Consider the following 12515-nt stretch of genomic DNA (forward strand, 5'->3'; position numbering starts at 1 on the left):
TTCACTAGTCGTTGAAGAGTACTTTGACAGGCTTGATAATCCCAGGTTTGTCCGGATGCGGCTGATAGATGGCAATGGCTTTATCTTGATATTCCATCACTATCTCAGGTCCGTCAGGCCAATCCTCAGGCTCTTCTAAGCGTGCTCCGTTCTTCACTTTCTCTGCTAATGTATCACTAATTGTCATTTTCGGCAAATGAGAAAGCCCCAATTCCAAGGGGAGAAGAAGGCTTTGTTGTTGATCGTTCAAAACGGACTCTTGAATTTCTTCGAAAGTGAAACAATGTTCTTTTCTAAAGCCGGCTGATTGTGTTCTGGTAAGAGCGGACATATGTGCTGGATAACCCAACTTATTTCCGATTTCAACAGCAAGAGTTCTGACATACGTCCCTTTACCACAAACAACTTCAAAGGAGAAGGAAGGGTCTTCTGGATCCAGTTCAATCCAATCGTCCAGTAATTGAAGTTTATGGATAGTGACGATCCTTGAAGGTCTTTCCACCTCCACCCCCTGTCTTGCGTATTCATATAAACGCTTCCCGTTCACTTTGACCGCTGAAAACATGGGTGGAGTCTGTGTAATTTCACCCGTCATACTTTGAAGAATTTCTTCAACCTCTGTTCTTGTTATCACTCGGTCGATTTCCTTTTCTTTCACTTTCTCTCCCCAAGCATCTTCTGTTGTAGTGGAATAACCGAGCGTAACGTCCCCTTCATAAGTCTTCCCGGATGCTGTTATATACTCTGCTATTTTGGTTGCTCTTCCAATACAAATAGGCAGTACTCCTGAGACTTCCGGATCCAGGGTGCCTGTGTGACCGACTTTCTTCGTTCTTAGAAGCTTCCTAAGCTTAAAAACACAATCATGGGACGTCATTCCCCGTGGCTTCCATAGGGGCAGGATACCATTCATCTTCATTCCTCCAATACATTATGTAGAATATTCAATCGGCGAAAACACAAAGGGCTGACCCAATGGAAGTGTACTTCCGTCCGGATCAGCCCTTTCATGTTACTCTTCTGTATCTTTAGACTCTTCTGGTTCATCTTGAACTTTTCTTAATAAAGACTCAATATGATTACCATAATCAATCGATTCATCAAACTCAAAAATAATTTCAGGTGTTTTACGAAGACGGATTCTTTGTCCGACTTCAGAACGGATGAATCCTTTTGCCTTCGCGAGACCTTTGAGAGTGTTCTCCCTTTGGTCCTCTCCACCCAGAACGGTAATATACACTTTTGCCTGTTGTAAATCTCCGGATACCTGTACATCTGTAACCGTTACAAAGCCAATGCGTGGATCCTTTATTTTTCGTCCGATAATATCGCTGAGCTCTTTCTTCATTTGCTCGCCAACACGATTCGCACGATGGCTCATCAATATCACCTCATATATATACTAATAATGATTTTACGTTGAAACATAAGTCGTTCATTACAATGACTCGAATTGGGTTTCCAGTCGTTCCCACTCAGGAAAAGAATCTATGAATTTCAATGCATGTTCGATTTCTCGTTCACTCGCTCCTTTGGAGGAGGCTACGGCAACAATGGCAATCTTTGTTCGCTGCCATACATCCTGGTGATCGATTTCCGCAACTGATATATTGAATTTCTGTTTAAGGCGTGACATGATCCTCTGCAGGACCGCCCGTTTTTCTTTTAACGAGTGAGAATCATAAATCATACACTCACATTCAACATATGAGATCATTTACGTGTAATTTCCTCCATGATGAAGGCTTCGATGACGTCGCCTTCTTTCACATCATTAAAGTTCTTGATCGTAATACCACATTCATACCCTTTAGCAACATCTTTAGCATCATCTTTAAAACGTTTAAGGGCATCGAGTTCACCTTCAAAGATGACGATTCCGTCACGAATCAGACGAACTCCGCTATCACGAGAGATTTTACCCTCTGTTACATAGCTTCCCGCAATTGTACCGACTTTAGACACTTTAAATGTTTGACGGACTTCTGCCTGACCGATGATTTTCTCTTCGAATTCAGGATCAAGCATCCCTTGCATAGCCGCTTCAATTTCTTCCATTACTTTATAGATGATGCGGTGCAAGCGAATTTCTACACCTTCAGCTTCGGCAGTGCGCTTTGCATTCACATCAGGTCGTACGTTGAAACCGATGACAATGGCATTTGATGCCGACGCCAGTGTAATATCAGATTCGTTGATCGCTCCAACACCCGTATGAATGATTCGAATATTTACACCTTCGACTTCGATCTTCATTAATGACGCTGCAAGGGCTTCAACCGATCCTTGAACATCTGCTTTGAGCACAAGGTTCAGGTCCTTCATTTCTCCCTGTTTCATTTGTTCAAACAGGTTCTCAAGACTTACCTTTGATTTCTCGCCACGCTGAGCTTGGAGTGCCTGGGATGCACGGGCTTCACCTACTGATCGTGCTGTCTTCTCGTCTTCGAATACGACAAAACGATCCCCTGCTTGAGGAACATCATTCAATCCTGTAATTTCAACAGGAGCAGATGGTCCAGCTTCTTTCACTCGACGGCCAAGGTCATTGACCATCGCACGGACACGACCGAATGTATTTCCTACTACGATTGGATCACCGACTTTAAGCGTTCCGTTTTGAACGAGTAAAGTAGCAACAGATCCACGGCCTTTATCCAATTGAGCTTCAATGACAGTTCCCTGTGCAAGACGGTTTGGATTTGCTTTAAGCTCTTCCACTTCACTTACAAGAACGATCATTTCAAGGAGATTGTCGATACCGTCACCAGATAATGCAGATAATGGAACGAAGATTGTGTCTCCACCCCATGCTTCAGGAACCAATTCGTATTCTGTCAGCTCCTGCATCACACGATCTGGATTGGCAGCTTCCTTATCCATTTTATTGACAGCGATGATGATCGGTACTTCAGCCGCTTTTGCGTGGTTGATCGCTTCAACCGTTTGTGGCATGACACCGTCGTCAGCCGCTACAACGATGATCGCAATGTCCGTAACCTTTGCACCGCGTGCGCGCATTGTTGTGAAGGCAGCATGTCCCGGAGTATCAAGGAAAGTGATTTTCTTACCATCCACTTCAACTTGATAAGCACCGATATGCTGAGTGATACCGCCCGCTTCTCCTGCCGTCACTTTCGTATTGCGGATCGAGTCAAGAAGAGTTGTTTTACCATGGTCGACGTGACCCATGATCGTTACAACAGAAGGACGTTCTTCCACTTGATCTTCTGTATCCTCTGTGAAATATACTTCAAGGTCAGTAGCATCCACTTTAATTTCTTCTTCTACCTCGACTCCGTATTCCCCTGCAATCAATTCGATTGAATCTTTGTCCAGTTCCTGATTGATCGTAGCCATGACACCAAGCATGAACAACTTCTTAATGATTTCAGAAGGTTCTTTATGAAGTTTTTTGGCAAGTTCTGAAACCGTTAATGACTCTGAGAACGTTATTTTTGCAGGAAGCTCTTTCTTCTTGGCAGGCTGTTGTTGTTGTTGAGGAGCCTGTTTTGTATTTTTATTTTGTTTATTTTGTCTATTGTTTTTGTTTTTATTATTATTGAAGACCTTCTTCTCCTTTGATTGGTGCTGTTGTTCGTGTTTCTTTCCTTCTCGGCTTTTCGGTGCTGTTTTCACTTTTTCCTTATTAGGAGCTTCTTCTGACTTGGATGCATTTGACTTGGCATCCTTTTGGGCTTTATTCCCGGTAGAATTGCCTTTATACATCGCGTCCAATTTTGTTACTGCGTCGTCTTCTATAGTTGCCATATGGTTTGATACCTCAATATTCAGCTGCTTTAATTTTTCGATCACATCTTTGCTTGAAACATTATATTTTTTTGCATATTCGTATACACGCATCTTGCTCATATGTTCACCCCCACTGAGATTCATCGAGCAGTTCGGATAATTTCCCGGCAAAGCCTGCATCCATGACGGCTACGACTACCCTGGCCTCTTTTCCAATAGATTGACCTAACTCATGCCTGTTTTCCACTAAGCATACCTGGACATTGTAGGATTTACACTTGTCCATGATTTTCTTGTTGGTATTAGCAGAAGCATCTTTGGAAAGGATGACAAGTTTTGCTCGTCCATTACGAACTTCTTTTATCACAAGCTCTTCACCTGAAATAATCTTACGTGCCCGATTCGCCAATCCTAAAAGTGACATCCAACGATTCTGATTCATACGCTAAACGTTACTCCTTCTCCACAAGGCTAATCAATTCATCGTAAAGAGATTCATCTATTTTCGCTTGTAATTGATTGGCTAAAGTATTTTTCTTTTTAGCTTGTAAAATGACTTCTTTATCCTTTGAAAGATAAGCTCCACGTCCTGATTTCTTACCTGTTGGATCAATGGAGACCTCCCCTTCTTTAGACCTTACAATACGGATCATTTCTTTCTTCGGTTTCATTTCACCCGTTGCTACACACTTGCGCAAAGGGATTTTTTTATTCATAGCCATCATACCCACCTCTTAATCTTGATTTTCAAAATCAATATTTAAAGGCTCGTTGTCATACTCATCCTCTTCATCCTGAGGTAAAAATGCCTCTTCGCGAGGATACAATCCCAATTCACGTGCATCTGTTTCACTCTTGATATCAATCTTCCAGTTAGTCAATTTAGCTGCAAGACGGGCATTTTGACCACGTTTACCAATGGCAAGCGACAGCTGGTAGTCCGGTACCACGACTCTAGTTGCTTTGTCTTCCTCATTCACCTGTACATCAAGGACTTTAGATGGGCTTAAGGCGTTTGCTACGAATGTCACCGGATCTTCTGACCATTGGACGATATCGATCTTCTCGCCTTTCAGTTCATTTACAATTGCCTGAACACGGGCTCCTTTCGTTCCCACGCATGCACCTACAGGATCCACTTCAGGATTCTCAGCATGAACGGAAATCTTAGAACGATCGCCTGCTTCACGAGCTACCGATTTGATTTCAACTGTCCCGTCGAAAATTTCTGGAACCTCGATTTCAAATAGTCGTTTCAACAATCCAGGATGAGTTCTTGAAACAAAGATTTGAGGACCTTTAGTCGTCTTCTCTACCTTTGTGATGAACACTTTAATGCGGTCATGAGGCTTATATGTTTCGTTAGGCATTTGTTCACTTACCGGTAATAGTGCCTCAATCTTCCCTAAAGCCACGTAAATGAAACGGTTATCCTGGCGTTGAACGATGCCCGTCATGATGTCTTCTTCACGGTCCACAAATTCGGAATAGATGATTCCTCTTTCTGCTTCCCTCACCCGTTGAGTCACAACCTGTTTAGCTGTCTGGGCTGCGATTCGTCCAAAATCCTTTGGAGTGACTTCAAGTTCTACAACGTCCCCTACTTCGTAACTTGGGTTGATTTCTCCTGCATCTTCAACTGAAATCTCCAGACGGGAGTCAAATACTTCATCTACGACTTCTTTACGGGCGAAGACTCTCATCGTACCTGTATCAAGGTTAAGATCTACACGGACATTCTGTGCTTGGTTAAAATTTCGTTTGTAAGCAGACACAAGGGCTGCTTCAATTGCTTCAATGATGACATCTCTTGCAATGCCTTTCTCTTTCTCTAAAACAGTAAGAGCATCCAATAACTGAGTACTCATGGTGGTTTCATCCCCCTTTATAGTGCGGTTAGTTCCTATGAAAATGTAACAGCCAATCGTGCGATGGCTATCTTATCTGTTGGAATTTCAACCTTCTTCTTTCGAGTCTTAATGGTTATTTCTAATGATAATTGTTCTGAAGTATAGGAAAGAAGTGTCCCTTCAAAGGCTTTTTCGCCGTTCAGAGGCTCATACGTTTTTACATAAACGTTTTTGCCGATGGCTTTCTCGAAGTCCTTGTCTTTCTTTAAAGGACGTTCTGCCCCCGGTGAAGAAACTTCTAAAAAGTAATTATGAGGAATTGGATCAATTTCATCTAACTTTTCACTAAGTCTTTCACTTACTGTTCCGCATTCTTCAATGTCAACACCTGAATCCTTGTCGATGAATACTCGAAGAAACCAATTGGATCCTTCTTTCACATATTCCATGTCGATAAGTTCCAATGACATGTCATCTAAGATCGGTGTAACAATTTCTTCTACAAGTGTTGTTATTTTGCTCATACTTACCTCCTGGTCTATATGAAAATCTTGCACCAAGACTAGAAATGATAGTTCAAAATTCTCCATGTAATAACGAAAGAGTGGGGTGCGACCCCACTCTTCTACCTTTAGAGCTATCTTTAGTATTTCCAATAAAAATATACCATAATCAACATTTTTATGCAAACAATTCCCGTGTTATCAACTTAGAAGAGGGATAATTGATTCTTCTCTGGCAGTGATTCTAGGCAGCCGTGATTATCCAAGTACTCTATGATCGTCTTGGACACTCGTCCTCTTTGCTGAAGGTCCTCTTTTGATAAGAACTCCCCATCTTTCCTTGCATTTACAATATTGATGGCGGCATTGGTCCCAAGTCCGGGAATGGAGTTAAATGGTGGAATCAATGTTTCTCCATCGATTTCGAATTCGGCAGCCTGTGAACGATACAAATCTACTTTTTGGAACTTATAGCCCCGTTCACACATTTCCAACGCCAACTCAAGAACGGTTAATGTGTTCTTTTCTTTAGGAGATGCATCCAGGCCTTTGCTATTGATTTCCTCTATCTTGGCTCTAACAGCCTGTGAACCTCTCACCATCGCTTCAATATCAAAATCCTCCGCACGAACGGTGAAGTAAGCTGCATAATACAGGAGAGCATGATGCACTTTAAAGTATGCAATACGAACAGCCATTAATACATAAGCTGCCGCATGGGCTTTCGGGAACATGTACTTGATCTTCAGGCACGAATCGATATACCAGTCTGGTACACCGTTCTTCTTCATTTCTTCCACCCATTCATCCTGCAGGCCTTTTCCTTTACGTACGAATTCCATGATTTTAAAGGCAAGGGAAGGCTCCAGTCCCTGATAGATCAGATATACCATAATATCATCACGGCATCCGATAACCTCGCTCAGATTACAAATATTGTTATGGATGAGTTCTTGTGCATTCCCAAGCCATACATCCGTACCATGTGATAATCCAGAAATCTGTACGAGTTCAGAGAATGTTGTCGGCTTTGTATCCTCAAGCATCTGGCGGACGAACCTTGTACCGAATTCCGGTATACCAAGAGTACCTGTCTTACACATGATTTGCTCTTCAGTCACTCCAAGAGATTCAGTGCCGCTGAATATCTTCATCACTTCAGGATCGTCTGTCGGAATGGTCTTAGGGTCGATCCCTGATAAGTCCTGAAGCATGCGAATGACTGTTGGGTCATCGTGTCCAAGTATATCAAGCTTTAACAGATTATCATGTATGGAATGGAAATCAAAGTGTGTGGTTCTCCACTCTGAGCTCGAATCGTCAGCAGGGAATTGTATTGGTGAGAAATCATATATGTCCATATAATCAGGCACTACGATAATTCCTCCAGGATGTTGACCGGTTGTTCTCTTCACACCGGTACATCCACTGACCAAGCGATCGATTTCGGCACCGCGGATTTGCAGCTGATGATCATTTGCATATCCCTTTACATACCCATATGCGGTCTTTTCTGCAACAGTACCAATTGTTCCTGCCCTATATACGTTGTCCTCTCCAAATAACACCTTTGTATAGTTGTGGGCATTCGGCTGATATTCCCCCGAGAAGTTCAAATCGATATCAGGAACCTTGTCCCCTTTGAATCCGAGGAAGGTTTCGAACGGGATATCATGACCATCTTTTTTATAAGGAACTCCACACTCTGGACAATCCTTATTTGGTAAATCGAAGCCCGATCCAACAGAACCATCATCAAAGAACTCTGACTTTTTGCATGACGGACATACATAATGTGGAGGCAAAGGATTCACTTCCGTGATTTCAGTCATCGTCGCCACAAATGAAGAACCTACAGATCCACGAGAACCAACCAGGTAACCGTCATCCAGTGATTTCTTTACTAATTTATGCGAGATTAAGTAGATGACCGCGAAACCATGCCCGATGATGCTCTTTAATTCTTTTTCGATTCTGGCTTCAACGATTTCAGGAAGTTCTTCGCCATATATACTCCTGGCCATGGCATAACTCATCCGTCGCATCTCTTCGTCTGCACCTTCGATTTTAGGTGTATAAAGATCATCCCGGATCGGTTTAATCACATCTACCATATCGGCAATCTTATTGGAATTATCCACAACGATTTCTTTAGCGGTCTCTTTCCCTAAGAAGGAAAATGAATCCTGCATTTCATTCGTTGTTCTGAAATGGACATCAGGAAGTTCATGTCGATTTAAGGGATTGGCTCCTCCTTGAGAACCCACAAGAATCTTCCGATATATCTTGTCCGTTTCATTAAGATAATGAACGTTTCCTGTAGCCACCACGGGCTTATCTAATTTCTTACCGAGTTCAACGATATTTTGAATGATATCTTCTAGGTTCTTCTGACTTTGAACGAGGTCTAATTCGATTAAATGCTGGTATACCTCTTTAGGATGAACCTCCAGGTAATCGTAGAATTGAGCTGTTTCTTCAACTTCTTCTTTCCCTTTTTGCATCATTCCTTCGAATACTTCCCCTTTATCACATCCAGAACCTACCAGAATTCCTTTCCGATATTTTTGTAATTGCGACCGCGGAATCCTTGGAACCCTGTAGAAATAATTCATATGGGAAATGGATACAAGCTTATATAGATTCTTCAATCCCTCTTCCGTCTGTGCGATCAATGTACAGTGATAGGGTCTTGAACGCTTGTATGAATCACCTTTACCCATGTAATCATTGAACTGATTATGATTGGTGATACCTTTCTCTACGGCATCCTTCAACATTTTCAGCAGCAGATACCCTGTTGTTTCAGCATCATAAATGGCGCGGTGATGCTGGGTTAATTCAATATCAAACTTCTTGGCTAATGTATTTAGCCTGTGGTTCTTAAATTGAGGATATAAAAGCCTTCCAAGCTCCAATGTATCGATGACAGGATTGGTTGACTTAGGAAGACCTGCTTTTTGATACCCTGCATTCAAGAACCCCATATCAAAGGAAGCATTATGGGCGACTAAAATATCGTCACTTACCCATTTATAATAATCGTGAAGAACATCGTTTATTTCAGGAGCCGTTTGAACCATGTCATCTGTAATCCCAGTCAACTCGATCGTCGTTGCGGACAAAGGATGATGAGGGTTGGCAAATGACTCGAATTTATCAATGACTTCCCCATCCCTGATTTTTACCGCTGCCAGTTCAATGATGGTATCGTAAACGGCGGAAAGGCCAGTCGTTTCTACGTCAAACACGATAAACGTGCTATCTTCCAGAGGAAGGTCCCTATCATTATAAGCAATCGGAACCCCGTCATCGACAAGGTTGGCTTCCACACCATAAAGCATTTTAATATCATTTTTCCTGCTTGCATTGTAAGCTTCCGGGAAAGATTGAGCAACAGCATGATCTGTTATCGCAACCGCTTTATGTCCCCATTTCTTCGCTTGGGCCACAAGGCTTGCCACTGAAGAAACGGCATCCATTTGACTCATCGGGGTATGCATATGAAGCTCTACCCTTTTTTCATCAGCAGGGGCCGTATCCAGTCTAAGAACCGGTTTGATTTCATTTACATCATTCGCAATCATCACAAGATCACGTACAAATGTATCGTTTTGTATGCTTCCGCGGCATCGGACCCACATGCCTTTTTTCATATTATTCATAACCGCGGCGTCCTCTTTATCCCGGGAGAACATTTTGACCAGAATCGAACTAGAATAATCGGTCACTTTAAATGTAAGAAGGGTACGTCCGCTTCTGAGTTCCCTAGTCTCACAATCAAATACATATCCTTCGATGGCGATACGACGCTCTTCATCGTAAATTTCTTCAATCTTACGGAAGTCAGCATCGTCTTTGATTGTAAGACCAAGCATAAATGGACCGCTCGGAGCATCACTTGCATCCTCTTTTTCCGCTTTCTCCATTTCAATAAGAGCTTGTTTCGCCCTTTCTTGATCTTCTTTGAGTTTCTCTTCTAAGAATTTCTCATATTCATTGCTTTGTTCCTCAACCTGACTAACCTCTGCATCCAGCACCAGTTTAGGAAACCCAAAGTTCTCGAATGTGGATGTGATCATTTCTCCGTATTTTCTCTTTAGTTGAGTGGCTTCAGTATCATTTGAAGCCTGAACAATGATTTTATTTCCATTGATTTTCGGCTTTTGTGTATTTAATAACTTTAATAACGGCGGAGAAATTCCTTGTATTTCTTTCACACAGTCCTGCCAGTAATCTAATATATGCTGATCTGTCACATTAGGATTGAGTACTTTGATCGTAAACCCGACGTTTGCAATGTGTTTAAAGGATGTTTGCAATGCAATAGAAAATTTACTCCAAACGTTACAAGGGATAATTTCTTCAAAGTTGAAGTAAAAATGCCATTTCTTTTCCTTTCGATATACTGCCAATTTTTCAATTTCAGCATGTTGAAAATACTGCACAAAGGCGTCCTCTGTTAAGCCTAACTGTTGCAGTAGCAATTGAAACCTTTCTCTTTTGCCCAGGGGCTTTCCTTCCATATCCGTTTCCCCCCATTTCTATTCGTGAACGATATGATTACAGAGTAAAAGGGCTGACAGCAAAAGGATTGCCTCCTTTAAAGTCGAGCCCTTCCACAATTAAGAAAGTGTCTTGAACAGTTCAATCAGCTTGGAAGGAAGTTCATCTTTATGAATCTCCAAGACTTCGCCTGTTTTTCTTACCTTTACTTCTACGATCCCTTCCCCTGCTTTCTTTCCAACCGTTATCCGGACAGGAAGACCAATCAGGTCAGAGTCTGCAAATTTAACTCCAGGGCGTTCAGCTCGATCATCCATTAATACGTCATATCTATTTCCTTTAAGAGCAGTATATAATTCGTTCGAGAGTGATGCTTGTGCTTCATCTTTCATGTTAATCGGTATTAAATGAAGATCATATGGAGATAGATTCGTCGGCCAAACAAGTCCTCTATCGTCATTGAATTGTTCCGCTACCGCAGCAAGGGTACGGGAAACCCCGATACCATAACACCCCATGATGGTGGATTGAGAACGGCCGTTTTCATCCAGGAACGAACTGCCTAAAGCTTCAGAGTATTTTGTTCCCAGTTTAAAGACATGGCCTACTTCAATACCTTTTGCGAAGACAATTGTCCCATTCCCATCAGGTGAAGCATCCCCCTCCTGGATAAAACGGAGATCGGCATATTCTGATACCGAAAAATCTCGCTCAGGGTTTACATTCTTGAAGTGGAATCCAGGTTCATTGGCCCCTGATACACCGTTGCGAACGTATTTCACCGCTGTGTCAGCTACGATCTTTAAGTTTAATGAACATGGTCCGATCGAACCAATCTCGCACCCAATGACTTCTTTCGTTTCTTCCGCTGACGCCAATTCCACCACATCAGCATTAAAGAGATTCTTCACTTTAATATCGTTGATTTCGTGATCACCACGAGATAATACCAATACATACTCTTCATCTATTTTAAATAAAAGTGATTTTATGCATTGATTTTTTTCCACTGATAAGAATGTGGATACTTCATCGATTGTTTTGATTTCAGGCGTTGATACTTTTTCCACTGACAACATCTCTTCAGTTGATTCGGAGTAGGTATCGTTGACTTCAGCCATTTCAATATTTGCAGCATAATCAGATGAATCTGAATAGGCGATTGTGTCTTCACCGACATCCGATAACACCATGAATTCATGTGTATCTTTACCACCCATTGCACCAGAATCAGCGATGACCGCCCTGAAGTTCAAGCCGCATCTATTGAAAATATTTGAATATGCCTGGAATAAAGTATCATACGTGGTGTCCAGGCTTTCATATGATGAATGGAAAGAGTAAGCATCTTTCATGATGAATTCTCTTCCTCTTAAGAGTCCAAAACGCGGACGTTTTTCATCACGATACTTAGTTTGAATCTGATACATGGTGAGAGGCAGACGCTTGTACGATTTTATTTCATCTCTCACAAGGCTGGTTATAACTTCCTCATGAGTGGCACCAAGAGCGAATTCGCGATCATGACGATCATTCATTCGCATTAATTCTGGTCCATATGTTCCCCAACGACCTGATTCTTTCCAAAGCTCCGATGGTTGTAGTGCAGGCATGAGTAACTCCACAGCACCGGCTGCATCCAGCTCTTCACGGATGATTTCTTCTACTTTTTTCAACACTTTATTTCCAAGTGGCAAGAAGCTGTAAATACCACTTGCATTTTGTCTAATGAATCCTGCACGCAAGAGAAGCTGATGACTCTTAATTTCTGCATCAGCAGGTGTTTCCCTCAGTGTCGGAATGAATGTATTTTGTTGCTTCATCTTTTAGCACCTCAGTTACCATATAAATTATTTATGTAATATTGGACTTTCCTTCACACTATTTTAACTTAAATGAACAG

10 protein-coding genes are annotated in these 12515 nt (G+C 41.9%); all 10 read right to left on the reverse strand.

Annotated features, from left to right (window positions below; genetic code table 11):
• Nucleotides 1-4: 4 nt before the first annotated feature.
• The 10 genes from truB to ACIGG7_RS10530 all read right to left on the reverse strand — a co-directional run bounded on the left by truB (nucleotide 5) and on the right by ACIGG7_RS10530 (nucleotide 12435).
• Nucleotides 5-913 carry a tRNA pseudouridine(55) synthase TruB gene (gene truB / locus ACIGG7_RS10485; RefSeq protein WP_397549743.1) on the reverse strand — a complete coding sequence of 303 codons (909 nt, stop codon included), beginning with the start codon at nucleotides 911-913 and terminating at the stop codon, nucleotides 5-7.
• Nucleotides 914-1012: 99 nt separating this feature from the next.
• Complete coding sequence (gene rbfA / locus ACIGG7_RS10490) at nucleotides 1013-1381, reverse strand: 30S ribosome-binding factor RbfA (RefSeq protein WP_224941097.1); 369 nt, start codon at nucleotides 1379-1381, stop codon at nucleotides 1013-1015.
• Between the two features lie 57 nt (nucleotides 1382-1438).
• Complete coding sequence (locus ACIGG7_RS10495; RefSeq protein ID WP_397549744.1) at nucleotides 1439-1717, reverse strand: DUF503 domain-containing protein; 279 nt, start codon at nucleotides 1715-1717, stop codon at nucleotides 1439-1441.
• The gene (infB, locus tag ACIGG7_RS10500) at nucleotides 1714-3873 is read right to left on the reverse strand and encodes a translation initiation factor IF-2 (RefSeq protein ID WP_224941099.1); all 2160 of its coding nucleotides are present in this window, start codon (nucleotides 3871-3873) and stop codon (nucleotides 1714-1716) included. Before infB ends, ACIGG7_RS10495 begins: the two co-directional genes overlap by 4 nt.
• A 4-nt stretch (nucleotides 3874-3877) precedes the next feature.
• Entirely contained in the window at nucleotides 3878-4195 is a 318-nt protein-coding gene (locus ACIGG7_RS10505) for a YlxQ family RNA-binding protein (protein ID WP_397549745.1), read from the reverse strand.
• 10 nt (nucleotides 4196-4205) lie between these two features.
• Nucleotides 4206-4475 (reverse strand): RNase P modulator RnpM, encoded by a 270-nt coding sequence (rnpM, locus tag ACIGG7_RS10510; protein ID WP_224941359.1) that lies wholly within the window; start codon nucleotides 4473-4475, stop codon nucleotides 4206-4208.
• Nucleotides 4476-4487: 12 nt separating this feature from the next.
• Nucleotides 4488-5621, reverse strand: a complete 1134-nt coding sequence (gene nusA / locus ACIGG7_RS10515; RefSeq protein WP_079531429.1) for a transcription termination factor NusA — start codon at nucleotides 5619-5621, stop codon at nucleotides 4488-4490.
• A gap of 35 nt (nucleotides 5622-5656) precedes the next feature.
• On the reverse strand, nucleotides 5657-6127 hold the full coding sequence (gene rimP / locus ACIGG7_RS10520; RefSeq protein ID WP_397549746.1) for a ribosome maturation factor RimP: 471 nt from the start codon (nucleotides 6125-6127) through the stop codon (nucleotides 5657-5659).
• Between the two features lie 185 nt (nucleotides 6128-6312).
• Nucleotides 6313-10632 (reverse strand): PolC-type DNA polymerase III, encoded by a 4320-nt coding sequence (locus ACIGG7_RS10525; protein ID WP_397549747.1) that lies wholly within the window; start codon nucleotides 10630-10632, stop codon nucleotides 6313-6315.
• A gap of 99 nt (nucleotides 10633-10731) precedes the next feature.
• Entirely contained in the window at nucleotides 10732-12435 is a 1704-nt protein-coding gene (locus ACIGG7_RS10530) for a proline--tRNA ligase (RefSeq protein WP_397549748.1), read from the reverse strand.
• Nucleotides 12436-12515: the final 80 nt, after the last annotated feature.

The sequence above is a fragment of the Rossellomorea sp. NPDC077527 genome, assembly GCF_044542955.1.
GTDB lineage: Bacteria > Bacillota > Bacilli > Bacillales > Bacillaceae_B > Rossellomorea > Rossellomorea aquimaris_E.